This window comes from Spirosoma horti (assembly GCF_054776595.1).
Genome location: NZ_BAAHBQ010000002.1, coordinates 482,839 through 509,353 on the forward strand (window position 1 = coordinate 482,839; position 26,515 = coordinate 509,353).

22 protein-coding genes are annotated in these 26,515 nt (G+C 51.5%); 10 read left to right on the forward strand and 12 right to left on the reverse strand.

Annotated elements, in window-relative coordinates:
* Positions 1 to 8: 8 nt before the first annotated feature.
* From ACYVAM_RS05950 to ACYVAM_RS05960, 3 genes are all read right to left on the reverse strand, one after another.
* Positions 9 to 2,426: an ABC transporter permease gene (locus tag ACYVAM_RS05950; protein WP_461064912.1), complete on the reverse strand. Its 2,418-nt coding sequence runs from the start codon at positions 2,424 to 2,426 to the stop codon at positions 9 to 11.
* A gap of 267 nt (positions 2,427 to 2,693) precedes the next feature.
* Positions 2,694 to 3,884, reverse strand: coding sequence for a formaldehyde dehydrogenase, glutathione-independent (gene fdhA, locus ACYVAM_RS05955; RefSeq protein ID WP_461064914.1), 1,191 nt, complete (start codon positions 3,882 to 3,884; stop codon positions 2,694 to 2,696).
* Between the two features lie 30 nt (positions 3,885 to 3,914).
* Positions 3,915 to 4,316, reverse strand: a complete 402-nt coding sequence (locus tag ACYVAM_RS05960; protein WP_461064916.1) for a GlcG/HbpS family heme-binding protein — start codon at positions 4,314 to 4,316, stop codon at positions 3,915 to 3,917.
* A 185-nt stretch (positions 4,317 to 4,501) separates the two neighbouring features.
* Here ACYVAM_RS05960 and ACYVAM_RS05965 point away from each other — a divergent pair, with 185 nt between their 5' ends.
* From ACYVAM_RS05965 to ACYVAM_RS06000, 8 genes are all read left to right on the forward strand, one after another.
* The gene (locus ACYVAM_RS05965; protein ID WP_461064918.1) at positions 4,502 to 5,422 is read left to right on the forward strand and encodes a helix-turn-helix domain-containing protein; all 921 of its coding nucleotides are present in this window, start codon (positions 4,502 to 4,504) and stop codon (positions 5,420 to 5,422) included.
* A 187-nt stretch (positions 5,423 to 5,609) separates the two neighbouring features.
* Positions 5,610 to 6,473 (forward strand): pirin family protein, encoded by an 864-nt coding sequence (locus ACYVAM_RS05970; RefSeq protein WP_461064920.1) that lies wholly within the window; start codon positions 5,610 to 5,612, stop codon positions 6,471 to 6,473.
* Between the two features lie 18 nt (positions 6,474 to 6,491).
* Complete coding sequence (locus tag ACYVAM_RS05975) at positions 6,492 to 7,103, forward strand: NADPH-dependent F420 reductase (RefSeq protein ID WP_461064922.1); 612 nt, start codon at positions 6,492 to 6,494, stop codon at positions 7,101 to 7,103.
* 64 nt (positions 7,104 to 7,167) lie between these two features.
* Positions 7,168 to 7,449 (forward strand): GNAT family N-acetyltransferase, encoded by a 282-nt coding sequence (locus ACYVAM_RS05980; RefSeq protein ID WP_461064924.1) that lies wholly within the window; start codon positions 7,168 to 7,170, stop codon positions 7,447 to 7,449.
* Between the two features lie 11 nt (positions 7,450 to 7,460).
* Positions 7,461 to 8,357 (forward strand): oxidoreductase, encoded by an 897-nt coding sequence (locus ACYVAM_RS05985; protein ID WP_461064926.1) that lies wholly within the window; start codon positions 7,461 to 7,463, stop codon positions 8,355 to 8,357.
* A 5-nt stretch (positions 8,358 to 8,362) separates the two neighbouring features.
* A complete protein-coding gene (locus ACYVAM_RS05990; protein WP_461064928.1) occupies positions 8,363 to 8,578 on the forward strand; it encodes a (4Fe-4S)-binding protein in 216 nt (71 codons plus the stop codon).
* 186 nt (positions 8,579 to 8,764) lie between these two features.
* Positions 8,765 to 9,757 (forward strand): alpha/beta hydrolase, encoded by a 993-nt coding sequence (locus tag ACYVAM_RS05995; protein ID WP_461064930.1) that lies wholly within the window; start codon positions 8,765 to 8,767, stop codon positions 9,755 to 9,757.
* A 33-nt stretch (positions 9,758 to 9,790) separates the two neighbouring features.
* Positions 9,791 to 10,537, forward strand: coding sequence for an SDR family NAD(P)-dependent oxidoreductase (locus ACYVAM_RS06000; RefSeq protein WP_461064932.1), 747 nt, complete (start codon positions 9,791 to 9,793; stop codon positions 10,535 to 10,537).
* 97 nt (positions 10,538 to 10,634) lie between these two features.
* Here ACYVAM_RS06000 and ACYVAM_RS06005 read toward each other — a convergent pair whose 3' ends face one another.
* Both ACYVAM_RS06005 and ACYVAM_RS06010 read right to left on the reverse strand, forming a co-directional pair.
* On the reverse strand, positions 10,635 to 12,032 hold the full coding sequence (locus tag ACYVAM_RS06005; protein ID WP_461064934.1) for a YncE family protein: 1,398 nt from the start codon (positions 12,030 to 12,032) through the stop codon (positions 10,635 to 10,637).
* A 4-nt stretch (positions 12,033 to 12,036) separates the two neighbouring features.
* Positions 12,037 to 12,639: a DUF305 domain-containing protein gene (locus ACYVAM_RS06010; RefSeq protein WP_461064936.1), complete on the reverse strand. Its 603-nt coding sequence runs from the start codon at positions 12,637 to 12,639 to the stop codon at positions 12,037 to 12,039.
* 293 nt (positions 12,640 to 12,932) lie between these two features.
* Between ACYVAM_RS06010 and ACYVAM_RS06015 the strand changes: the two genes are divergently transcribed.
* Positions 12,933 to 13,286, forward strand: coding sequence for a nuclear transport factor 2 family protein (locus ACYVAM_RS06015; protein ID WP_461064938.1), 354 nt, complete (start codon positions 12,933 to 12,935; stop codon positions 13,284 to 13,286).
* A gap of 25 nt (positions 13,287 to 13,311) precedes the next feature.
* On the opposite strand, the gene ACYVAM_RS06020 is transcribed toward ACYVAM_RS06015, so the two are convergent.
* The 5 genes from ACYVAM_RS06020 to ACYVAM_RS06040 all read right to left on the reverse strand — a co-directional run bounded on the left by ACYVAM_RS06020 (position 13,312) and on the right by ACYVAM_RS06040 (position 23,913).
* The gene (locus ACYVAM_RS06020) at positions 13,312 to 13,899 is read right to left on the reverse strand and encodes a Crp/Fnr family transcriptional regulator (RefSeq protein ID WP_461064940.1); all 588 of its coding nucleotides are present in this window, start codon (positions 13,897 to 13,899) and stop codon (positions 13,312 to 13,314) included.
* 170 nt (positions 13,900 to 14,069) lie between these two features.
* Positions 14,070 to 16,496 carry an ABC transporter permease gene (locus ACYVAM_RS06025; protein ID WP_461064942.1) on the reverse strand — a complete coding sequence of 809 codons (2,427 nt, stop codon included), beginning with the start codon at positions 16,494 to 16,496 and terminating at the stop codon, positions 14,070 to 14,072.
* 73 nt (positions 16,497 to 16,569) lie between these two features.
* On the reverse strand, positions 16,570 to 18,972 hold the full coding sequence (locus ACYVAM_RS06030) for an ABC transporter permease (protein WP_461064944.1): 2,403 nt from the start codon (positions 18,970 to 18,972) through the stop codon (positions 16,570 to 16,572).
* Positions 18,973 to 19,072: 100 nt separating this feature from the next.
* Positions 19,073 to 21,490, reverse strand: a complete 2,418-nt coding sequence (locus tag ACYVAM_RS06035) for an ABC transporter permease (RefSeq protein WP_461064946.1) — start codon at positions 21,488 to 21,490, stop codon at positions 19,073 to 19,075.
* 50 nt (positions 21,491 to 21,540) lie between these two features.
* Positions 21,541 to 23,913 carry an ABC transporter permease gene (locus tag ACYVAM_RS06040; RefSeq protein ID WP_461064948.1) on the reverse strand — a complete coding sequence of 791 codons (2,373 nt, stop codon included), beginning with the start codon at positions 23,911 to 23,913 and terminating at the stop codon, positions 21,541 to 21,543.
* Between the two features lie 82 nt (positions 23,914 to 23,995).
* Here ACYVAM_RS06040 and ACYVAM_RS06045 point away from each other — a divergent pair, with 82 nt between their 5' ends.
* On the forward strand, positions 23,996 to 24,403 hold the full coding sequence (locus ACYVAM_RS06045) for a hypothetical protein (protein WP_461064950.1): 408 nt from the start codon (positions 23,996 to 23,998) through the stop codon (positions 24,401 to 24,403).
* An 18-nt stretch (positions 24,404 to 24,421) separates the two neighbouring features.
* On the opposite strand, the gene ACYVAM_RS06050 is transcribed toward ACYVAM_RS06045, so the two are convergent.
* On the reverse strand, positions 24,422 to 25,099 hold the full coding sequence (locus tag ACYVAM_RS06050; RefSeq protein WP_461064951.1) for an ABC transporter ATP-binding protein: 678 nt from the start codon (positions 25,097 to 25,099) through the stop codon (positions 24,422 to 24,424).
* A 132-nt stretch (positions 25,100 to 25,231) separates the two neighbouring features.
* On the reverse strand, positions 25,232 to 26,479 hold the full coding sequence (locus ACYVAM_RS06055) for an efflux RND transporter periplasmic adaptor subunit (RefSeq protein WP_046577601.1): 1,248 nt from the start codon (positions 26,477 to 26,479) through the stop codon (positions 25,232 to 25,234).
* Positions 26,480 to 26,515: the final 36 nt, after the last annotated feature.

Here is a 26,515-nt window from a genome sequence, read left to right on the forward strand (position 1 = left end):
TTTGTAAATTATTCACTGCGTAGGCTCATCACTGGGTTGGCCAGGGCCGCTTTGATCGTTTGGGTGCTGACAATCAGCGCCGTCAGTAAAGCCAGACAAGCGGCTACTAGCGCAAACGGCCACCATGACAGTTCAGTACGATACGCAAAATGAGTAAGCCAGTCACCTAACAAATAGTAAGCGATTGGCCAGGCAATGCCGTTGGCAATCAGCAGGATCAGGATAAACTCGTTCATAAACAGGTAGACAATGCCGATGGTCGATGACCCCAGCACTTTACGAATACCAATCTCCTTGGTTCGCTGGGTTACGTTCAGCGAAACCAGCCCCAGCACGCCCAGCAGAACAATGAGCAGCGCCAGCGTAGTTGCCAGCCGCGATGCCTTCTGGAGTTGAATCTCGGTTTTATACAGTTTCTGAAGGGTGTCGTCCATGAAGGCGTAATCGAACGGGGCGTCGGGGAACAGACGTGCCCATACCTGCCCGACGGCCGCTATGGTTTCGGGTAATTGACCGGAACCGGCCGCTATCTTAAGGGAGAAGTACCGATAAATTGGATTGCTCCGGTTATTGAGAAAAATGAGGGGTTTGATGGCTTGATGAAGAGACCCAAAATGGAAATCGGTCAGAACACCACTCACCCGATACAGTCGGCTGTTCCCCTGAAACCGAACTAATTGATCAATTGCCTTCGCCGGATTGGCCCAGCCCAAAGCCCGTGCGGCTGCCTGATTCAATACAACATGCAGTGAATCGCCCGGATTGGCCGTGAAATAGTGCCCTTCCTGAAGGCGTAGCCCATATGTTTCGGCAAATTGCTCATCGGTCGTCAGCACATCGGCTACAATGGCCTGGGTGCTGTCGCGTCCCTGCGAAAACAACCGACCACTACCACTCGTCCGGCCATCGGGAATCTCGAAAGAAAGACTTACAGCGCTTACACCAGGAATGCGCGCTAGTTGGTTTCGTATACCTTCCATCCGCTGTACGCCATCGCGTGACCAGTCTCGGGGCACCGACGATACCGTCATGATCTGGCTTTTCTGGTAGCCTAACTCTTTATTGAAGAAAAAAGAAACCTGCCGGCCAATCACCAAGGCCCCAACAAAAACCAGAATGGCTACAGTAAATTGAAAGACAATTAACGCCCGGCGAAATCCAGTGCCTTTTTGTGCCGGGGCCGTCAGCTTACCTTTCAGTGAATCGACTGAAGGAAGTCCCGACAGCACAAAGGCCGGATAACTACCGGCCAGTAAACCAATGATTACCATCAATACGATCACTGCCAGGAAAGCGTAGGGTGACCAGGTCAGCACTGAGGGGACTGGCTTTTCGAGCAACGCTGCGAAGGTTGATCGAAACAGTTCGTAGCCGCCCAGAGCCAGCACCGTAGCGCCTGTGGTTAGTAGCAGGGCTTCAATCAGAAACTGAGCAATGACCTGTTTTTTGAGGCCACCCAACACTTTCCGAACCCCAATTTCCCGTAGCCGGGTAGCCGACATGCCAATGGTAATATTTACGAAGTTGACTACCGCCATCAGCAGGATGAAGAGCGCAATAAGGGCCAGTGTCAACACCATTTTTTCGACTAAACCCCCGTTTGCCTTCAGGTACAACGTTTGTAGCGGACTGAGATAAGCGTCGAGGTTTTCTTTAAAACCGGGCGGAGCATAGGTGGCCAGCGTTTGCGCCATGGGGCGGGTTAGCTGGTCGGCGGTTATTCCCGGTTGCAGCTCCAGATACGTAGGAATGTACTGATTCTGCCAGGAGCGCATAGCGGCCTCCGGCATGAAGTAGCCAACATTGCGCATCGGAATGAACACCTGATCGGGGAGTGACAATAAGGTCGTGACGCTATTAACCGGAAGTTCTTTCAGGATGCCCGTAATGGTGAAAATTTGCTTCCCACTTACCGGCGTCTGTATCGTCAGTTGCTGGCGAAGCACGTCGGTTCTGCCGAAATACTTCTGGGCCAGAGCCGCCGTAATAACGATTGAGTTAGGGGCAAGAAGTGCCGTGTTCGGATCGCCATAGTCAAGCGGAAAGCCGAACATGGAGAGTAGGGTGGAGTCGCCAACCTGAATTTGTTCTCTAAAATGATTCTGGTCTTTGGACACAATGGCGGTAACCCCGTAGAACCGGTAATAACTGGCGACCAGATTCGGGTATCGCTCCTTAAGTGTCGGGCCAATGGGCGCCAGCGTGGTTATATCCATGCCCATACTCGGCTCTTTCCATCGGCTTTGGACGAGGTATTGCTGAGGAGCGTTTCGTAAGGATTTATTGACGGCTAATTCACCCAGAATGTAGTTTCCGATTAGCAGAAGAAACGTAATGCCAACCGTTAGGCCGAGCAGCGTAACCAGGGCGTAGAACCGACGCCGGAGCAGGTTACGAAGTGCAATTTTTATGTAATTCTGAAGCATGAGTCAACCGGTTTTAGCGGATTACCTACTGATGAGCAACTGGAAGATATTTGTTGCCGTGAAGGTATTAAGTATCGCGTTCCGTTTGTCTTTTCTTCTGATTAGCAGGGCGTTAAAAAATGTTAAGCTTTGGGATTGTGGCGTGTAGAAAAAAGAATGAACCACCGAGGCACGGACAACACAGATAGGTTGGCGGTTTACTTTCCGCGCATGATCTATGTGTTCTCCGTGCCTTTGTGGTTCATAAAAACCAGGCAATTAACCTCCTCAATTCGGAATCAGGCCATGTGGGTCGATCACGAATTTCTTGGCGGCTCCTTTGTCGAAATCCTGATAGCCCTTGGGCGCTTTATCCAGACTGATCACCTCGACGTTCACCGCTTTGGCAATCTTTATCTTATCATACAGGATGGCATTCATCAACTGGCGGTGGTATTTCATAACCGGACATTGGCCCGTGTAGAAGGAGTGGGATTTGGCCCAGCCCAGCCCGATCCGAATGGAAAGGTTGCCTTCTTTGGCCGCTTCGGTGGATGCTCCAGGGTCGCCGGTTACGTACAGGCCGGGGATGCCAATGGCACCGCCCGCACGGGTGACCGTCATGGCTGCATTCAGGACAGTCGCCGGTTGTTCCTTGCCTGCATCGGCGCCGTGGCCGTGTGCTTCGAAACCAACGCAATCGACGGCCGAGTCTACTTCGGGTACGCCGATGATTGCGGCAATCTGGTCAGCTAAGGGTGTATCTTTCCGGAGGTCGACGATTTCACAGCCAAAGCTTTTTGCTTGTTCCAGCCGTTCCGGAATCATATCGCCCACAATAACGACGGCGGCTCCCAGTAAATGGCAGGAGGCCGCACAGGCCAGACCAACGGGCCCAGCTCCGGCAACATACACAATGGAGCCGGGGCCTACACCCGCCGTAACAGCTCCATGATAGCCCGTCGGGAAAATATCCGAAAGCAGGGTTAAGTCCCGGATCTTCGCCATGGCCTGGTCCTTGTCCGGAAACTTCAACAGATTGAAGTCGGCATAAGGGACCATCACGTATTCGGCCTGTCCGCCAACCCAGCCGCCCATATCGACATAGCCATACGCGGCACCGGGTCGGGCCGGATTAACATTCAGACAAATACCCGTTTGACCCGCTTTGCAATTCCGGCATCGTCCGCAGGCAATATTGAATGGAACCGATACCAAATCGCCCTCCTTGATGAACTCCACATCACGCCCGGCCTCAATCACCAGCCCCGTTATTTCGTGGCCCAGTACCAGGCCCGCCGGTGCCGTTGTTCGTCCCCGAACCATGTGCTGATCGCTCCCGCAAATGTTTGTCGAAACGATTTGCAGAATAACCCCATGGTGACATTTTCGGTCGCCAATGGCCAATTTCGGGTAGTCAATGGACTGTACTTCCACCACGCCGGGTTTTATGTACGCAACACCATGGTTCTGACACATAGACTTGAGGGTTGAAGAAGGTAAGGAAAGTTAACGAAGCGCATCGACACCCGCCTGGGCTACGATATGGTCGTTCTCGACCGAACTGCCCGATACACCAATGGCACCAATAACTTCGCCACTGGCATTTTTAATGGGAATTCCACCCGGAAACGAGATCAGTCCACCGTTCGAGTGTTCGATGTTATAAAGCGACCCACCCGGTTGAGATAGCTTGCCAATTTCGCCCGTTGGCATATCGAAATAGCGGGCCGTTCGGGCCTTCTTTTGCGAGATGTCGGCCGAGCCCAGCCACGCGCCATCCATGCGGACAAAGGCTGTCAGATTCGCGCCGGCATCAACGACCGCAATGTTCATCAGCGTGCCTATTTCTACTGCTTTTGCTTTCGCGGCCTTTACCGCTGTTTCAGCTTGCTCTAACGTAATGCTCATGATTTTTTTTGCCAAGGTAGTAATCGATCCAACTTTTGTTGGCGAATTGTGAAGCAAAGCTAGAGGAACAGGGAAACGCTTAGTTGCACGATAATGCCAATAAATACGACTATTGTCCAATTCTATTAACTGGATCAGTAAATAATGTAGCTGGCCAGCGTTTATAGATACTAACCAGCACGATTATGTACACCGGCTACCCGCTTCAGACCATCAATTTATCCGATACCAATGAACTGAATTCGTTGGTGGAGCACCGCCGGGTTTTTACGCTGAATCAATGTGAGTTAAACATTTTTGAGACATACCGCCAATGTTCTGATGTGGTTTTGTCGTATAATGGCCTGGTAATCACCAGTATGTTGCGGGGCCGAAAAGTAATGCACTTGTCCAGGAACCCTGGGTTTGACTTTCTGCCCGGCGAAACCGTCATTCTACCGGAGGGTATTTCGATGAAAGTAGACTTCCCGGAAGCCGATGAGAAGCACCCGGTTCAATGCGCGACCATTGCGCTGGATTGGCAGGTGGTAACGACGATGCTGGATTTCCTGAATGAATTTTATCCCCGAAAGGACGAGGTTGCCGAGTGGAAACTGAATTTCAGTCAGTACCATTTTTACAACAACCGCGAACTGGCCAACGTGATGAACAAGCTGATCAGTATCAGCATGGAAGATGATCTGGGGAAAGATGCGTTGGCCGATTTAACACTGAAGTCACTGCTGATTCGGGTCATTCAGACGCAGAACATGGCGCAACTGGCCGACGGCCTGTCTGTGAATAACCGCTTTGCAGCCGTGATTGAATACATCCGCGAGCATTTGCCCGAGAAAATAGGCATCGACGTATTATGCCAGAAAGCCTGCATGAGTAAATCTGGTTTCTTTCGGGCGTTCAAAGAAACATTCGGCCTATCTCCGCTCGAATTCATCATTCGGGAGCGAATTAGTCTGGCCAAACGATTGCTGGTTAACCCAACCGCCACCGTCACGGAGGTTTGTTACCAGGTTGGATTCAATAATCTGCATTATTTTTCCCGTCTGTTCAAAATGCTGGAAGGCGTGACGCCCACCCATTACCGACAGCACAGTCTGGTACAGGGCTGAGTTAAACGTATAGGATAGGCAGGTGATGATTTGCGAGCCTAGTAGCTATCACAAAAGTCATTCATACGGCCCATACAGGTTGAGCGGCCCAACTATTGATCTACATCAACAGGTTTAATTATCATACCTCATCGGTTTGGCGGGGCGGATACCGGTAAGTTTGCTTCTGAATAAAAGAGCAGACGTGATGATACAAAGAACCGTTTCCCGCCTATATACACCACACAACGAACAAGGCTTTCTGGGCGCCGGGCATGTGGCCCGTACCGTTTTGACCGGCGGCTTCGCCAAAACAGATCCGTTCATTTTCCTGATGGACGATATGCTGGACAAAAAAGATGACGAACCCGCCGGAGGGCCTCATCCTCATGCAGGCTTTGAAACGGTGTCTCTTCTGGTCGATGGGGAAATAAAAGAGATGCTGGAGTCCATGAAAAAGGGCGACTTCCAGATCATGACGGCCGGTAGCGGTACGGTCCACACCGAAACGATCGACGGCCCTACCCAGGGACGTTTGTTTCAAATGTGGCTGAACCTACCCCGGAAAGACCGCTGGGTTACCCCCCGTATTCAGAGCTTACCCGCCGAACAGGTGCCGGTGTTGGACAAGGGCGGTGTCAATATGCGGCTGTACAGCGGCTCGCTGGCCGGGATTCACTCACCAGTCAAGAACTACACACCCCTCATTGCTGCCGAATTTACCATGGAAGCAGGCGCTGGTACCAGCGTTCAGCTTCCAGCCCGTTTCAACGCGTTTCTGTATGTCATCAGCGGTTCGGTACGGATCGCGGATAAAGCAGTAAACCACGATCAGGTGGCTTGGCTGGACTTGTTCGATACTGAAGAAGAGAGCAGCCTGACGATGCAGGCAGGCGAAAACGGAGTGCGCTTCGTGCTGTATGCGGCCGAGCCTACTCACGAAAATATCGTTTCCTATGGCCCTTTTATTGCCGATACCCAGGCAGAGATTGCCGACCTGTATAAACAATACAGAAATGGGAAAATGACGCACATCGCTGCCGCCCCCGAAGCCCAGAAAATGACCTATTAAATTTTAAACCAAACAAGAATGAGTTACACAATCGGCATCATCGGTTCAGGCCATATTGGCCGTGCACTGGCTACGCATTTAGCCAGAACAAACTACCAAGTATTGATCACCAACAGCCACGGACCGGCGTCCTTGACCGACCTGGTAGCGTCCATTGGCGGATCATTAACAGCCGCTGACTTTAGCCAAACCATTGCTCAGGCCGACGTTTTATTTATCGCCATTCCCTGGACACAATTACCGGATTTGACCAACGAATTAAAGGCCTACAGCGGCAAGATCATGGTCGATGCTACTAACAATATTGTCTCTGTCAGCCCGTTCCGATTGGCCGATACGGCGGGTAAATCAACGGGTGAGTACGTAGCGGCCCTGTTTCCTACCCAGCGGGTCGTCAAAGCGTTTAATACCCTGGCGGCTACGACCCTTGCCGAGCCTTCGCAAACCAGCCTGGGCAATACGGTCATGATCATGAGTGGTGATGATGCCGACGCAAAAAAAGAAGTAGCCGGGATCACGAAAGCAATGGGGTTCGAGCCGATTGACATTGGCACATTTAAACAGGGTGGTCACCTTCAGGATGTGGGTGGGGCTTTGTCGGGGATTGAATTCATCAAAGTAAACCGGTAAGCAACAGGCTAGTCCGGAAGTAGTCTGATGCCCCTTTTAACGCACAGGCAAAAACGAATCATACATGGACATTCAACATAAAGACAACGGAGAAAAAGGACTATTTTACGTAGCGGAAGACGGTAAAACAGAAGCCGAGATGACCTACGTATGGTCGGGCGAGAAACGAATTATCATTGATCATACTGGCGTAAGCGAAGCCCTGAAAGGCCAGGGTATCGGTAAACAACTGGTGCAGGCCGCCGTCGTTTTTGCCCGCGAAAAACAGCTTAAAATATTGCCGCTTTGTCCCTTCGCCAGATCGGTATTTGATAAAACGCCTGATTACCAGGACGTGCTCTTTTAACATTCGCAACCATGTGGACAACTCAGAATATTCCTGATCTGACCAGGAAGCAGGCGCTGGTAACCGGGGGAAATTCGGGGATAGGCTACGAAATGGCGCTGGCTCTATACAAGGCCGGGGCCACCGTAACCATTGCCGGTCGTGATGCTCAGAAGTTACGTCAGGCTGCCGGTGCAATAGAGGAGCTGGCAGGTAAAGGCAGCGTAGAAACGGCAGTCCTGAACCTGGCTAATCTGGCACAGGTAAAGCAGTTTACGCAGGAATACGTCAGTACCCATACCCGTCTGGATATCCTGATCAATAATGCCGGGGTAATGATGCCGCCCCAAAGCCTGACCGATGATGGCTATGAACTGCAGTTTGGTACTAACTTTTTGGGGCATTTTGCCCTAACGGGGCATCTCTATTCACTGCTGAAACAGACGCCCGGCGCACGGGTGGTTACGTTGAGTAGTGGAGCGTACAAATGGGCAACCGGTATTGACTACGACAATCTGCGCTCAGAAAAATCGTATGACTCCGTTCGTGAGTACGGGATCAGCAAACTGGCGAATATGTTATTTGCGCTGGAACTGCAACGAAAAATGGACCATACCGGTGTGGATATGTATTCCCTGGCGGCTCATCCGGGCATTGTTCGGACAGGGTTGCAGCGGCATATTGATCCCACAGCCCTGAACACCTACAACGAGGTAATGGAGCCCTGGCAGGGCGCTTTACCGGCCCTCTTTGCCGCTACATCCTTCGAGGCTATCAAAGGGGGATATTATGGTCCCGACGGTGAAAAAGAGCTAACAGGTTATCCGGCCCTCGCCTTCATCAACGAAACGGCCGCCAATATAGCGGCAGCCAATGCCTTATGGGCTTACGCCGAAAAAGAAACCGGAGTTTCGTTTGACAATCAATAATATACATGACGAAAGAATATAGCAACAGCGACATCACGATCAGCTGGCAGGCAGAAAAATGCATCCACTCGGGCAATTGTGTACGGCTGTTGCCAACTGTGTATCACCCCAAAGAAGCGCCGTGGGTTAAGCCCGAAAACGCCACGACCCAACAACTGGTCGACCAGATTAATCAATGCCTATCCGGCGCACTCAGCTACCGGGTCAATACCGACAAATAACGTCAACTAGGGCGTTTGCTCCTGGCCTTGCATCGGCAAGTCATGGAGTAGACTGTCAGGTTTTGTTGATGTACATCAACGGCGTTTTTTATCATACCTCAATGCCTGCCGCTTTCCTGAACGTTAGTTTTGTCGCGTCCCTGGAGGAACAGAATTTATCATTTTAACTCTTAACGGTTATATCCAATGAGCAGCACGGCACAGGAACGTCCCTTTAAAGGCGAGCAAGACCCACAGATTTTTGCGGAGGTCAGGACTTTTTTGCAGGCGCTAAATTCAGGCGACGGTAAGCCCGTGGAAGCCTTAAGTCCCGCCGATGCCCGGCAGGTATTAACCGGTGCGCAACAATCGGTCGAGGTCGATTACTCCGGTATCACCGAAACTGAAAAGATGATTTCGCAGAATGGCTATCAGGTAAACGTCCATATCGTAAAGCCCGAGCATGTTCAGGAGGGCGCGCCGGTGTTTATCTTTATCCACGGGGGCGGTTGGGTGCTGGGCGATTACCCCACGCACCGTCGGCTCGTGCGCGATCTGGTGGTACACAGTGGTGTCGTGGCCGTCTTTCCCGATTATACGCCTTCGCCCGAAGCGCAGTATCCAACGGCTATCAACGAGATTTATGCAGCGCTGCAATGGGTAGCCGAAAATGGCCGCGAAATAGGCGTGGATGGCAGCAATCTGGCCGTTGTGGGCAATAGTGTCGGTGGTAACATGTCGACGGTTGTGACCTTGATGGCTAAAAATAACAACGGTCCCAAAATCAAACTGCAGGTGCTGTTGTGGCCTGTTACGAATGCTGATTTTAATACCGAGTCGTACAACCTGTTTGCCAGCGGTCGGTTTCTCACCAAGAACATGATGAAGTGGTTTTGGGATAATTACCTGCCCGACGTCAGCAAGCGGAACGAGATCTATGCATCGCCCTTACAGGCAACCCTGGATGAGCTGAAAGGCTTACCTCCGACTTTGGTACAGACTGCCGAAAATGACGTATTGCGCGATGAAGGCGAAGCTTACGCCCGCAAGCTGAACGAAGCGGGTGTATCCGTAACCCATACCCGGTATAGCGGTCTGATTCATGACTATGGGCTGATGAACCCCATTGCCACCGTTCCGGCAGTGCAAACGGCCCTGTTGCAGGCGGCTGCGGTGATCAAAGCCGCTTTAAAGGCCTAATCATTCCAGAAAAACAGAAAAGAAGAAATTACCATGAGCAAGCTTAAAGGAAAGGTCGCTTTTGTTACCGGCGGTAGCCGGGGAATCGGTGCCGGCATCGTGCAACGGTTAGCCGAAGAGGGAGCAAATGTCGCCTTTACCTACGTCAGTTCACAAGAGAAAGCGCAAACGCTGGCCACTGAGCTGGAAACCCTGGGCGTCAGGGCCCTGGCGATCAAAGCGGATACTGGCAGCGACGAAGAGATCGATGCGGCCATAAACGCAGTGGTAGAAACGTTCGGCCAAATCGATATTGTCGTTAACAGCGCAGGCTTGTTTATCACCGGAACCATCGATGCCACTGACGCCGACAGGGCCGCCTTCCAGAAACAATGGGAAGTTAATGTACATGGTGCGGTTCATGCCGTTCGTAGGGCATTGCCTTACATGGGTGCCGGTAGCCGGATCATCAGCATTGGCTCTACCGGCGGCAGTCGCTCGCCTTACGCGGGCATAGGCGATTATGCAGCTACGAAAGCCGCCCTTGCTGCCTACACCCGAAGCTGGGCCAGGGATCTGGGAGGCAAAAATATAACCGCGAATATCATTCAGCCGGGGCTAATCGACACCGATATGAATCCGGCTGATGGCCCGCATAGTTCGGCCATGCTGCAATCTGTAGCTCTGGGACGGTATGGCAACCCAACAGACATCGGTGCTGCGGTGGCGTTCCTGGCGAGTGAGGATGCCCAATACATTACCGGTATAACACTGAACGTAGATGGCGGACAGACTACCTGAGTAGATGCATTGCCGCTTAAAACGCAAATGGTTCTATAAACCAAAAGAGCACCTTCGCCGGGTGCTCTTTTGGTTTATAGAACCATTTCATTCCGCGCTAATTAACAAGGACCAGTTCCTGGGTTTTATTGTCAATCAATACGATATGTGCATACGCGTCCGTAGTTGCCTTTTTTCCGGTCGATCGTACCAGACCCGTTGACTGGCCCATGTATTTTCCTTTGTCATCCGCCGTAAAGCGGTTTACCTCATAATCGGCTGTGTAAGGCGCTGTTTTTGAGCGTGTAAACGCCAGTGTATAGGAACCGTTAGGCTGCAGATTTGAAAAGATCTGTTCCACCAGATCGGCTAAGCCAACCGGGCGAACGGCCAACCTTCCCAGTCCATGGCCGTTAGTGCTGGCTGGATTAAGCATAATAAGCTGGGTGGCGGCTGAATCGGTTAATGGGGTCAGGTTGGCTCGGTTCCTGGCATCGGTCACGGCATTTTCGGCATACACCAACGCCTGTGGACTTTGCCCAATTTTCACCGGCGGCAGCGGCTGCCTGGTTTCCAGGTTAATGCCCTGCACGCCATCGGCATACTCCAGCCCCACATACGCCAGCTTCCCATCGGGGGCCGCCCAGATGCCATGCGGCAGGGTACCCACGTTGACCGTGTCGGTTTGTTTAAAATTCTGCGCCGGGTCGAACACCCGTACTTTATTTTCGCCACCTACGGTTGCCAGCATCAGCAGGTTGTTGCCCACGTTCGTAAACGTTACGTGGTTGGTAATGGCTCCCGTGTTCAGCACGTTGGCTATGGTCTGGGTGCGGGTGTTCAATACCGTTACCTTCCCGACATCTTTGTGTGTGAACGCAACCCATTCGCCTTTAGGACTGGTGAAGATATTGGGCGAAAAGGGGCTTACCACGGGTATCTTTTTGATGGTCTTATACGTAGCAGTATTGATAATGTCGAGTTCGGGTGTGAAGCTGGAACACACGTAGGCCAGCTTGCCATCGGGCGAAAAGGACACCATTCCCGGACCGTCAGCCACCGGAACCTGCTTTACTTCGGTCATGGTGGTTACGTCGATCACGCTTATGTAGGCTTCGCCCCGCACCGAGACCCACACCTGTTTGCCGTCGGGCGTGAACGTTGGCTCATGGGGCGAGCGCCCGACATAGACCGTTTTTAGCACCTTGTTGGTTTCGGTAGAAATGAAGGTAACGGAGTTGGAGCCGATGGACACCACCGCCAGTAGCTTTTTAGCCGGCAGGTAGCGCAGGCCATGTACCAGCGCCTGCCCCCGATACAAAGGCGACAGTACATTGGGGTACGGTTTACCCAAGTCGATTTCGCCTAAAAAAGTATTGGTTGAAGGGTCCACGACTGATACCGTATTGGATACCTGATTGGCCGTATATACCCGGTCGTGCGCATAGCGTGGTTGGGCGTGGGTCGTGGCGCTGCCCAACAGCAGCACGCCTAAAAGAAAATGTTTCTGGTCCATCGTATTACTTTAGGAAATCTGTCATTTGGTCGATCTCAATCTGCTGGTTGGCCATGAGTTGTCTTGCATACGCGGTTATAGGTCCATTCTCGCTGTATTGCAACAGCACTTTAGCCATATCGATAGCCGCCTGATGGTGTGGCTTCATGACGGCGGCAAACGCGTTATCGGTAGCCGTCAGCGCATAAGTTGAGGGCATCGTTTTCATCATGACGACCATCGTCTGGCCCATGGCCGATTGAAACTTTGGCGAAATGGTCGTGCCGTCGGCGCTGGCTGAAACAAGCCAGCGCTGCATTTGTTCGATTTCGCTTTTCTGTTCAACCCGGATGCTTTTGGCCAGCTGAATCATCTCCCTGTTTTTGCCATGAATGATTTCATAGTTCGCCATGTCAATAGCCCCCTGATGATGGACAATCATTTGGTGTAGGAAAGTAGTGGCCGGGCTGTTGCCAGCCGGTGCTTTTTCCATCCGCACCATCATTGTATCCATCATGGCCAGATAAACCTGTTTAGGCGTCTGATCCGGCGTTATGTGATGAGGATGTTGTGCTTTCAGGCCTCCAGCATAAACCAGGAAAGCGATAAGAAACCCGTATTTTTTCATGTGTATCATTGTGGTTTACAAGGTCTCAGATACCCGCAGGCAGAAACGTGTAGCCGCAACTCATGACCACGACAAAGGTAAGCTGGGTCCGCACCGCTACTCGTTGATGTATGATAATTAAGCGCGTTAGCAGGCGCAATGTTCATTCGAGGTACTGGTCTGAACGGGCCTGACGGACAGCCTTGGGCTTTTACAACGATCTTTATTGATCTACATCAACGTTTTACACCGAAAGCGACGCTTATTTTTGGGCAACCAAACCGTATCGTTCTAAGAAACAAACCAACCCGCCTATGGATGCCCAGTCAATGAATACGCTTCAGCAAACACACACCGCTGTCTGGAATGAAAAAGACCGTACAACGCGTGATGCCCTGATGCAAACCATCTATGCCGGCGATATAAAAATGTATGACAAGGATTTTATCCTTACCGGCATTGCCGCCGTTTCTGACTTTATCGACAAGCTATTTGCGGGCGATGCTACTTTTACTTTTACAGTAACAAAACACATGGAAAGTACGCAACATGGAGCCCGGCTCTACTGGGATATTCGTACGGGGCCGGATGTCTTAACCGGCATGGATTTTTTTGTCGTAGAAAATGAAAAAGTTGCGCATCTGTTTGTCTTTATGGATGCTCAATGAAGGGTTACAGCAGGCCGTCGTAAGGTTATTTCTTTATCAATTGATGACGAATGCGGCTCAGTGTTTCTTTAGTAATACCCAGATAGGACGCTATAATGTGCTGAGGAAAACGTTGTAAAAATTCAGGATAAAGTTTGATCAATTCTTCGTACCGATAATCAGCTGTGTAGTTTTTGGCCATATTCAGGCGCTTCTGAGCGGCCATGTGCTGATTGTCGTCTAGTACAATGCGCATTTCATTGAAGGCCGGAATGGTGTTGACTCGTTCGTAATAGCCATTTGCTTTGGGCAATAACAACAACTCGGTCTCTTCCCAGGCATCTATATTGTAAATAGAGGGTATTTCTTTATGAAAGCTTTCGCGGTCCGACGTCCACCAGTTTTCGATGCACAGATTAAGTATATGTTCGTGCCCTTTTTCATCGACCGTATATTGGCGGGTAGCTCCTTTCACAATGAAGGCGATGTATTTGCAGATTTCGCCTTCCTGTAACAGAAACTGTCTTTTTCTTAATTTTTTAGGAATAAATGCTTCCTCGATCAAGCTGATATCAGCCTCAGAGAGCGGACTGGATGACCGTTCCTGTATATAATGAATAAGCGAAGTGAACATCAAAGCAGAATTGTACAGTGGGATCTATCTTGAACGGACGCTTCAAGAATTTAGCTCCGTAAAGATAATAACTGGCAAACTGCATTTATCGAGAAAGACAAATTGTCTATAGCTCTCGATGGCGCAAGGCAAGAGCCAACATGGCCCGGCCTTACGCCATCGAGCCGACATTATTCACTCCGTAAACTCTTCACCGGGTTCATCAGAGCGGCTTTGACGCTCTGGAAGCTTACTGTCAGCAAAGCAATGCCTACGGCCAGTACACCCGCCAAGGCGAACATCCACCATTCGATGTCGATCTTGTAGGCGAAGTCGGCGAGCCATTGGTGCATGGCGTACCAGGCCAGGGGGGAGGCAATACCAATGGCAATCAGCACCAGTTTCAGGAAGTCTTTGGAGAGTAGGCCGATGAGGCTGGGGACACTCGCGCCCAGGACTTTGCGAACGCCGATCTCTTTGGTGCGCTGTTCGGCCATGAAAGCCGCCAGACCAAACAGACCCAGACACGCAATCAGGATGGCGAGGGCGGCAAACGTCAGGGCGATGGTGCCGATCCGCTGTTCGGCGCGGTACATCTCGTCGAAACTATCGTCCATGAATTTGTAGGTGAACGGCTGGCCGGGAGCCAGTTGTTTCCATTTCGCTTCGATCTGCTGCATCAGTACCGGCAGGTTCGTGCTGCTCACCCGGAAGGAAACAGCGCCCGGGTTGGCATCCAGCACCAGCGACAACGCCCCAACGTTACGCCGGAGCGACTCGAAGTGGAAATTCTTCACAATACCAATGACGGTGTACGTCTTTCGGGTTTTACCCTCGGCATCATCGAAACACCAGACGTGCTTGCCAATCGGATCTTTGAACCCCAGAATTTTGACGGCCGCTTCATTCAGGAGCATACCCGAGGAGTCAGAACCAAAGGCTTGTGAAAAAGCCCTTCCCTCCGTCACCTGAATACCCAGCGTCTTGACGTAATCATAATCGACGCCCCAGTATTGCATACTAACCCCCTTGTTCATGTTTACCTGGCCCTCCGGAAAGAACGCGTTGTCGTTCCGGTCGGAGGGGGTGGGCAGGTAACCGGAGAGGCTGCCACTCACCACACCCGGCAGATGCAGCACTTCCTGCTTGAAGGTTTCGGCCTGTTTTCCTATGGTATATAGATCGTTGATAGTCAGCACGTGGTTGCGGTTGAAGCCTACGCCGGTTGTTTGGATGTAGGTAAGTTGCCGGTACACGATGATGGTCCCAACAATGAGAACGACCGACATCATGAACTGAAACACGACCAGTCCGCTCCGTAAGCTGACCGCCCGGAAATTCATGCTTATGCGGCCTTTTAACACCGAAATGGGCTGAAAGGAGGACAGGAAAAAGGCCGGGTAACTGCCTGCCAGCAAGCCCACGATAATCGGCAGGAGGATGAGGACGGGTAACAGCACCGGCGAGACCAACTGAGACAGGCTGATTTCTTTAGCCGAAATGCTATTAAATCCCGGCAACGCAACGACCACTATACTAATGGCCAACCCCATTGCCAGCACCGTAGTCAATACCGATTCGGTCATGAACTGGCCCACCAGTTGCTGCCGTTCGGAGCCCATCACTTTACGGACACCAACCTCTTTTGCCCGATTCGAGGAGCGGGCCGTCGCCAGATTCATGAAATTGATACAGGCAATAATCAGAATGAACAGGGCTACCGCCGAGAAGATATAGACGTACTGAATGTCGCCGTTGGGTGCCAGCTCGACTTGTTGTTTGGAATGCAGATGGATATCGGTGAGGGGAATGAGCCAGAAGTTCATATGGTTGTTGGCCTTCCGGAATTGCTCCAGCGTAGTACCCGCCATTTTTAGCAACTGCGGCCCCACGTATTTTTCGATAACCGCGTCGAAGTTTCGGGAAAATACGATAGCGTCAGTGTCCGGCTTTAGCCGGATATACGTATGGTGGTTGTTGCTGAGCCACTGTCCCCAGGGGTATTTGTCGCTGAGCATGGTCACGAAGAAGTCGGTGCGGAAATGGGCATTCCGGGGCATGTCGCGCATGATACCCGTCACTTTGTAGGTCTCCTTGTTCGCAAAGATCAACGTCTGGCCCAGGGCGTTCTGGTTCCCAAAGTGTCGTTTTGCCGCCGATTCGCTGATCACCACCGTGTTTGGTTCCATCAGTGCCCGTTTGGGATCGCCCGCCACCAAAGGCAGGGTAAACACATCGAATACCGTAGAATCGGCAAACGTAATGTCGCTTTCCCGGAGGTTGGTTGCCTCCCCCGCTTTTTTTACCAACCAGTTTCCGCGCTGGTGCAGCCGAACAAACTGTTCCACCTGCGGGTAGTCTTTTTTCAGGGTGGGGCCTAATGGGTCGGGTGTGGTGGCGAAGTGCATGTCGTTGCCCCCGAACTTGATATCGGACTGTATCCGGTAAATGCGGTCGGCGTTGGCGTTGTAGCGGTCAAAGCTCAGTTCATCCAGCACATACAGCAGGATAAGCAGACAGCAAGCCAGCCCAACGGCTAGCCCGAAGATGTTGATAAACGCGAATCCCTGCTGTTTCCGCAGGTTCCGCCAGGCGATTTTGAGGTAGTTTGTTAGCATATATGTAGTGCCGACCGTCCCGGTCGGGTGTAACTTATCATGGCGCGAGGCTAGAGCCTCGCGCCATCAGCCCTTACTCACTCCGCAAACTCTTCACGGGGTTCATCAGGGCGGCCTTGATGCTTTGGAAACTGACCGTTACGAATGCAATGCCTATGGCCAGCACCCCCGCCAGGGCAAAGACCCACCACTCGATGTTGATCTTGTAGGCGAAGTCATTGAGCCACTTGTCCATGGCATACCAGGCAATAGGGGACGCCACCAGCAGCGCCACCAGAACGAGCTTTAAAAAGTCTTTGGAAAGCAAGCCCACGATGCTGAACACCGACGCGCCCAGCACTTTCCGGACGCCAATTTCCTTGGTACGCTGTGACGTTGTGTAGGCCGATAAGCCGAACAGACCCAGGCAGGCCAGGAAAATGGACAGAAACGCGAACACGCTGAAAATGCTGCCGGTCCGCGTTTCGGCGGCATATAGCTTGCTGAACTCCTCATCCATGAACTCGTAGGAAAACGGCCGGTCGGGGATGAGCATCCGCCATTTGCTTTCCAGAAACCGGAGCGTGTTGGGCAATTGGCTTCCCGATAGTTTGACCAGCAGAATCTCACCACCATTCTGCGGGAAAAGCACCAGCGGGCCAATCTTCTCCTTCATCGAGGCAAAGTGAAAGTCAGCAATAACGCCCTTTATTACGCCTAGTCGACCATTCATGTCCAGTCGCTGGCCAATGGCCTGTTGCGGTGCCCAGCCTAATTCTTTTACGGCGGCCTCGTTAAGGATAAACCGACTTCGGGTAAGACTGTCGTTATCCGTACGCGAGATACGGTCCATGTCGGCAGCATTCAGATTACTCCCCGCAATCAGGTGCAGACTCATGGCAGGTACATAATCTTCATCAATGGATAGCCCGGCTACCATCTTCCGCTGATCGGCCGCCATGTTAGTACTGCGCATACCATATCCCCCTTCAACAAACACCGGCGACTCCGACGCCAGCGATACATGCTGTACGTCCGAATTTTGCCGAAACTCACTTTTTATGGCCGCAATTTTCTCGTTGACCTGCTTATCGACGGGAAGCATAAGCACGTGGTCTTTATTGTAGCCCAGTTTCTTTTGCTGAACGAAGGCCAGTTGATTGCGAACCAGTAACGTACTGATGATGAGGAAGGCCGTAATGGCGAATTGAAAGACGATCAGCGCCCGACGGAACTGGCCCGCTCCGGCAGTTTTCAGATGCCCTTTCAGGACGCGAACCGGCTCGAACCGCGCCAGCACCAGGGCGGGGTAACTGCCCGCTATCAGGCTAACGACCAGCCCAATGCCCAGCAATAGCAGGATGTTGCCGGGTTCGAACCAACTGCTAATAGTGAACTGCCGGTCAGACAGTTCATTGAATATCGGTAATGTCAGGGCGGCCAGCAACAGGGCCAGCACCAGCGCGAGGGACGTAACAATAACGGATTCGCCGATGAACTGCCCGAACAGTTGCCCGCGCAAGGCACCCATTACCTTCCGGACGCCCACTTCCTGCGCGCGCTCCACGGCTCGCGAGGTCGCCAGATTAACGTAATTGACACAGGCAATCAGCAGAATCAACAGGGCTATCGACCCAAAAATGTAGATGTAAGTCAGGTCGCCGTTTGGCTCGAAGCTGCCCTCTACCTCCGAATGCAAATGCACCTGGCGCAACGGCTCCAGGTTATACGTCAGGTAGCTCCCCGCCGACGTTTCCTCTTTGCCGAACTGTGTTTTCATAAATCCCGGAATTTTGGCCTGTAGCGGACCCATGTCTTCGGGTTTACGGAGCAGCAAATAAGTGGCGTAGTTGGACGAAAACCACTCTTCGGTTTTGGCCGCTGGCAATGTCAGGAATGAGGTCAGCAGGTCGTATTTGATCTGCGAATTGGCCGGACTGTCCTTCACGACGCCGGTAACGGCATAATCCCGAAACGACCCGCCCGTATTGATCCGAAGCGATTTACCAACCGGGTTCTCGTCGCCAAAGTATTTGTGTGCCGTGCTTTCCGACAGCACAACCAGGTTGGGGCCAGCCAGCGCGGTTTGCGGATTGCCTTTCAGGAGCGGAAACGAAAACAGGGTAAACAAAGCGGAATCGGCGAAGACAATCCGTTTTTCGCTGAACTGACGGTCGCCGATATTGACCACCCCATCCCGATTAATGAGCCGAACGCCCGATTCGATTTCCGGAAACTGCCGCCCAAACTCTCTTACGACTTTGGTACCCGTTTGCGGGATTTTCGCGACTTTGCCTTCCATGCTGTACTCCATCGTGACGCGCACGATCCGGTCGGCTTTCTGCTGAAAATCGTCGTAACTCAGTTCATGCGTAATGTACATGAACAACAGCAGGCACGAGGCCAGCCCCACCGCCAGCCCGACAATGTTGATACCGGAGAACACCTTGTTTCTCCACAGATTTCGAACCGCAATTCGGAGATAGTTCTGGATCATAATTATGAAGAGTCGCAATCCCTTGCAGCCATTTTAGGTCGGCAAGTAATATCTATAAAAACCGTCCGGGTGCTGAGACGCAACGTATTGCGGCTCTACATTATTCCGACCGAAGGCTTTTCACCGGATTCATCAGAGCGGCTTTGACGCTTTGGAAACTCACCGTCAGAAACGCAATGCCCATAGCCAGTAAACCCGCCAGCGCAAACACCCACCAGGCAATGTCGATCTTATAGGCGAAGTCAGACAGCCATTTGTTCATGGCATACCAGGCAATGGGGCTGGCAATGACAATGGCGATGATAACCAGCTTCAGGAAGTCTTTGGAGAGCAGGGTCACAATGTTGGGTATGCTGGCACCCAGCACTTTGCGAACGCCAATTTCTTTGGTCCGTTGCTGAATCGAGATCAGAGCAATGGAAAACAAACCCATGCAGGATAACAAGATCGCGATGCCAGCCGCTGATGAGAAAATGGTTGCCAGCCGCTGTTCTTTTTTATACCAGCGCTGGGTGTTTTCATCCAGAAATGAACCGATAAATTCCTGCTTCGGGGCAATCGTTTTCCAGGCGCTCCTGATGATATCCATCGCGCCCATCAGGTTTTGCGGATTGACCCGTACCAGAATATACTGAACGGGATTTTCTGACTGCATGTGTAGCGCAATGGGTTTGGCTTTCTGATGCAGCGAATACAGGTTGAAGTCCGAGACGACGCCAACGATCTGAAACGATTTATTATCGGGCTTGATGAACTTGCCGACGGGATTGGCTTCGCCCAGGGCTTTTGCCATGCTTTGCGTAATCAGCACGGCTGAACTCGAATCGGTGCTGAACTTGGTGCTGAAATCGCGCCCCTGAATCAGTTTAATGCCCATTGTTTTCAGGTAATCAGTATCCACCCGCAACCAATCGCAGGCAATATCCCGATTGCCATACAGAAAGCCGAACATCATCCGAAACGAACTGTTGTCCAGGCCCGCGCCAATGTTCACCCCGGAACCCGATACGGCGGTAATAGTGGGTTGATTGGCCAGCCGGTCGCGCATCGCTTTCAGGGCTATCTCGCCGTTGAGTTCGCCACCTACCGGAATACTGATCACCTGTTCTTTGTCCAGCCCCATTGGTTTCTGTTGCAGATAGGCGATTTGCTGGTGAACGATGATTGTGCAAACGATGAGTAGACAGGCAATGGTAAATTGGCTCACGATTAGCGAGTTACGTAATAAGCCGGGGCGACTTACTTTCACGCGGCCTTTCAGCACCTCCACGGCATTGAAACGCGTCACGAACCAGGATGGGTAACCGCCTGCTATCAGAGAAATAAGTAAAAAGCCCAGCCCCGTTGCCAGTAATGTACCCGGATTCAGGAAGTCGGCCAGCGTTAGTTGGCTCCGAAAGAGCCGGTTAAAAGTGGGTAAACAGACATAAGCCAGGCCCATGCCGATAAGTAAGGCTACCAGGCATAACATAAGTGTTTCGCCCCAGATCTGCCCAAATAACTGCCCCCGTTTGGCGCCCAACGATTTACGGACGCCTACTTCCCGCGCCCGTGATAGTGATTGAGCAATGGTCAGGTTAATGAAATTGATGCAGGCAATGGCCAGTATAAACAAGCCAACCAGCAGCAATGTGTACACATAGGTCCGGCTAATACCCTGACCGTGTGTTGTTTCCGTGTCGAAATGAACATCACGTAAGGGCTCCAGCAGTAGACTCTTCTGGAAGCCCAGCTCATTTTTTGGATAGCCCTGTTTTTGCTGGTCTTTAATCTCCTGGGCAAAGTATTTCTCCATGAAGGCCTGCGTCCGGCGCTGGAGCGTTTGTGGATCGGTTCCGGCTTTCAGCTTGACATATACATCATGATTGCCATGATCCCAGCGGGTTTTGTTTTCCTGATAATCCGGGGCATTGTCGCTGCGAATCAACGCATCGAAGTCGAACGTGGAGTTTTTTGGGGCATTGCTCACGATACCCGTTACGGTAAATGCCTGCCAACTGTCGTTCAGACGAAGTTGAAGCGGTTGCCCAATTGGATCTTGTTTCCCGAAAACGTCCTGCGCCATTTTTTCGCTGATGACAATATCACTCAGGCTATTCATCGCCGATGTAAGACTGCCTTTCTGAAACGGAAAGGTAAACATGTGCAGAAAATCAGGATCGACCATCCTGACATCTTTACCAAACGTTTGGTTGCCCCGCCGAATGCTCGCACTACGGTCGAACCAGCGCGTAACCCCTTCAATTTCCGGAAATTCAGCTTTCAGAGCCGGAGAAATTGGGTAAGGCATGGTCGCCCCTTTGTCGGGGGTGCCATCGCGGTTCGTGGCTAGAAAGTTGAGCCGGAAAATTCGGTCGGCATCCGCATGGAACGAGTCGTAGGAGAGCTCAAAGGTAGCGGTCAAAAACAGCAACACACATGTCCCGAACGCTACCGACAGCCCAATGATATTAATGAGCGTGTGTGTCCGGTGTTTCCAGAGAGTGCGCAGGGCAATTTTGAGGTAATTGCTGAACATGAACGTTTTTGTTTGTAGAGCCGCCTATTTGCGGCTCTACGATGAAAATCTTATTCGCTGCGTAAGCTCGTTACCGGGTTCATGAGGGCTGCTTTTATGCTTTGGTAGCTCACCGTCAGGAATGCGATCAGAACGGCCAGCGCGCCAGCTATACCAAAGATCGACCAGGTGAGGTCTTCGCGATAAACGAAGGTATCGAGCCATTTGCCGAGCGCCCACCAGGCCAGTGGTGTTGCCAGGACAAGGGCGATAAATACCAGTTTCAGAAAGTCTTTGGAGAGTAACCCGACGATACTGGCAACCGATGCGCCCAACACTTTTCGAACGCCGATTTCTTTGGTGCGTTGCTCAGCGGTGAAGGCCGCCAGCGCAAACAGACCCAGACACGAAATCAGGATAGCCAGCATGCCGAAATAGTTGACCAGTGTGTTCACCTGTTGTTCACTCCGATACAGGTTCTCGTACTCCTCATCTACGAAGTGGTAGTTGAACGGATAGTTTGGATTGAATTGTTTGGCGAGTTGTTCGAGATCGCTGATGGCTTGCCGGGTTTGTCCAGCGCGGGTTTTAACCAACAGATAACTCGTATTCCGGCTGTCGAAGCAAAGAATTAACGGGCTTATCGCCTGATGCAGGGAGTTGAGGTGAAAGTCTTTCATAATGCCAATGATCCGGCCTTTGCCCATCCAGAACGTAACTTCCTTGCCTAATGGATTCTTGATGCCCATTAGCTTGGCGGTCGCTTCATTGATGATATAATTGGCCGAATCGGCGGGGCTGTCTACGCTGAAATCACGGCCAGCGGCCAATTTAATGTTCATCGTACGCATAAAATCGCCACCGACAAACATACAGGCTACGCTGACTTCCTGCTTGGGATCTTTACCAGCCCATTTTAAATCGCCGGACGTACTTTGCACATTGACCGGCAGCGACATGGCCGTGGTAGCAGAAGCCACCGTTGGTTTCCGCATCACTTCCCGCCGAAAGGCCTCTACCTTTTTGGGCTGGGCAATTTCGCCCTCCAGCGGAATATACACGACGTTCTCACGGTCGAGGCCAAGGTTTTTCGTGCGCAGGTAGTTCATCTGCCGTCCAACTGCCAGCATACCCACAATCAGGAAAATAGATAGCGAGAACTGAAAAACGACCAGCACCCGCCGGAACAGGGCCGGGCCAGACCCAACTTGAAGCCGTGACGATGCCCCATTTCCTTTCAGGATCTTGATCGGCTGAAGAGACGATAGGAAAAAAGCGGGGTAACTGCCGGAAAGAATGCCCGTAACGAGCACCAGACCCAGAATACTGATCCATACTGACGGATCGGCTGCGCTAAGCGTCAACTGCTTTTCGAACAAGGTGTTGAAGGCCGGTAAAAGCGCCCAGACGAACCCGAGTGCCAGTATAATTGCCAGCAGGCTCATGATGATCGACTCGCTCATAAATTGCCCGACCAGCGACGACCGCAGCGCGCCAACCACCTTCCGAACACCTACCTCCTTCGCCCGCTCCGACGAACGAGCCGTGGACAGGTTCATGAAGTTGATACAGGCAATGAGCAGAATGAACAGCGCGACGATGGAGAATATACGTACATACTCGATCCGGCCACCCACGGGCTGCCCATTTTTGTATTCTCCGTACAGATGCAGATCGGTGATTGGCTGGAGAGTCGGGCGTCCTGTCTCGAAATTTTTTCCTGCCGAACGGGGGTAAATGCTGGCCATGGCTGCTTCGGCCTGCGCCTGGGTCGTGTGGGGCTTCAGGCGGACAAACGTCTGAAAGGAATTATTTCCCCAGGTTTTCATCCAATCCTGCTGGTATTGTTTCCAGTTAGCCACCCAGTCAAATTGTAGTGTAGAGGTGGTGGGTAAATTGGCAATAACGGCCCCAACAACGTAGAATTTATTGTTGTCGAGTTGCAGCGTTTTTCCCAAAGCCAGTCCATTCGGGAAATACTTTTCCGCCAGCTTCTGGGTAATAATAATCTGATTGGTTTGGGCCAGCGCTGCTTTTGGGTTGCCGTAGATCGCAGGCAGATCGAAGACCCCGAAAAAATCGGTGGTTGCGTAATGGCCTTTTTCTTTGCCCGCTTTCTCGCCCACTTTAATCAGCGTCTCATTGGCGAAATTAATTTTCGTTACAGCGGCCACCTCCGGTATGTCCTGCGCTATGGCTTCCTGCAACGGGCCGGGCGTTACGAAGTTCGTTACCGTTTCGCCATTGTAGGGGAAATTGACGCGCACGTAATGGATATTGTCGGCATCGGTCAAAAAGCGGTTATAACTCAATTCGTCTTTTACCCAAAGACCGATCAGTAAGCTGCACGCCATACCCAGCGCCAGGCCAAAGACGTTGATTCCCGAGTAGAGTTTGTTTTTCATCAAACTCCGAACGGCTATTTTCAGGTAATTGCGAAACATGGTGATTGTGGTTAGGTTTGACCTTCTAGCAGACAGTGTACCGATGAACTATTCACGCCCAATTTCCTTAAAAACACTCGTCATGGAAGACGATATAGGCGTCAATGCCCCGATCATTCATCAGAGTGTAATTGCCCGACTGACGGCTGGACTCTACCCTCTTTATAAGTCAGGAAAAATTCCCTTTGAACCCCTGCCGGAAACGATGCTTACTGAAGGCTACAGCAGTCCTGTACCTGATGTTCTATTGTATGACTATCAAACTGAACAGGCAAAGGTCATTGTTGAGGTTTGTCAAAATAATGGCCTGAAACACGATACCAATAAGGTCATCAAATTAATCGAGGACAACGAATACGGTATTCTTGAAGGCTTTGTCTTTAACTACAAAACCCAGCAGTGGCTCCGCTACCGGCTCGGTGATGGCGGAGTGGCTACCAGTTCATCGTTCTCGGAGGTGTTGCAGGTGGACTTGAATACATTCCTGTAACCCCACCGTTCCGGCATCCTACACGTGGAAATTCTCCGTCACTACTCTTCCGTCGAACAGGTTCACAGTACGGTGCGCAAACCCGGCGTCGTAGGGTGAGTGAGTCACCATGATGATGGTAGTGCCTTCGTCGTTCAGTTCACCCAGCAGCTTCATTACTTCTTCGCCGTTTTTCGAATCGAGGTTACCGGTTGGTTCATCGGCCAGGATCAGCTTGGGTTTGGCGACTACGGCCCGGGCGATAGCCGTCCGTTGCTGCTGACCGCCCGATAGCTGTTGCGGGAAGTGGTTGCGACGGTGCATGATGCTCATCCGCTCCAGGGCTTCCTCTACGCGCTTTTTGCGTTCGTCGGGGGGCGTTTTCAGATAAAGCAGGGGGAGTTCGACGTTTTCATAAACGGTCAGTTCGTCGATCAGGTTAAAGCTCTGGAAGACGAAGCCGATAGAACCTTTGCGGAGTTGCGCCCGCTGGCGTTCGGTCATTTTGGCCACCTCGGTGCCATAGAAGTTGTATTCACCTTCGCTTGGGTTATCCAGCAGGCCCAGGATATTGAGCAGCGTGGATTTACCGCAGCCCGATGGTCCCATAATAGCGACGAATTCGCCGTCTTTGACATCCATGTTGATGCCATTCAGGGCGGTGGTTTCTACTTCTTCGGTCGAGAAGAGTTTCTGAAGGTTAATTGTCTGGATCATATAAAAAAGTTTGTCTGAACCGGATGGCGCGAGGCTCCAGCCTCGTGCCTGTTATTCTTTGGCCTCTGGCCGAAATTCCGGCTGGAAGCCGGGTAATAAACGGCACGAGGCTGGAGCCTCGCGCCATCTATTTTAAAATTCTAAAACTTCATTATCCCCAAAATTTTCATAGCTGCTGGTAATCACCTGTTCGCCGGGTTGCAGGCCGTCCAGTACTTCATAAAATTCCGGGTTTTTACGGCCCAGCGTAATCTGACGTTTGACCGCCCGTTTCCCCGATTTATCGACTACGTAGACCCAGTTGCCGCCCGTATCGGAGAAGAAACCGCCAACGGGAATCAGGGTCGCTTTAGCCGCCTTTCCTAATTCCAGCTGAATGGGTGACGACTGGCCGCGCTTGATACCCTGGGGCGTGCCGTTTACGAAGGTCATATCTACTTCAAACCGGCCACTTTTTACTTCAGGATACACTCGCTTGATTTCAAGTTCGTGCATTTTTCCGTTGAATTCAAACGAGCCTTTCAATCCGGCAAAAACCCGGCTAATGTAGTGTTCATCAATACCAACCCGCATTTTAAATCCATTCAAGTCATCAATCTGGCCGATGTTCTGGCCCCGGTTAATGTTCGAGCCAACTTCCACATCGATACTGGAGAGTTGTCCAGAAACCGGCGCTTTCACCACCAGATTGTCGAGTGTTTGCTGCCAAAGAGCCACATTTCGTTGCGTACGTTGCAGGGTGCCCTCAAGCTGTTTGATCTGGAATTTTGCGTTCTCTTCCTGATACTTCTGCGTCTCGATTTCGATGGTACGTTGTGCCGTCAATCGCTCGTAGGCGCGTTTCGCTTTCAGATAGTCTTCTTCCGACACGACTTTGTCTTTGTATAACTTTTCCTGCCGGTCGTAGGTATCTTTCGCCTGAGAAATCTGGGCATCTACATCTGCCAGGGTTTTGCGCAACGTAAATCGTTCGATCTGTATCCGCTGGCGGGTATTTTGCAGGTCATTGACAAGGCGGTTAGCTTCAGTTTCTGATTGTAGGAAGCTCAGTTTCAGGCTTTGATTTTCAAGTTTCAATAAGACTTCGCCTTGTTTTACCGTGTTGCCGCCTTCGACAAGTTTTTGCGTTACGTAGCCTCCTTCAATGGCATCGAGCCGGATGGTTTTCAGGGGTTGTACAACACCCGTTACGGCAATGAAATCTTCAAATGGCCCTGTTGAAACAGCTGAAACAGTAATTTTATCTTTTTCAACATTCAGCTTCGACCGACGATCAGCAAAGAGAAATGTGTAAGCTAATAAGCTTATAACCAGTACGCCACCTCCAAAAATAGCCAGGCGTTGGGTTGTCCAGAAACGTTTAGGTAAGACGCGATCCATTAGTTTAGATAAGCGAACGAGGGAAAGACTGGGTCA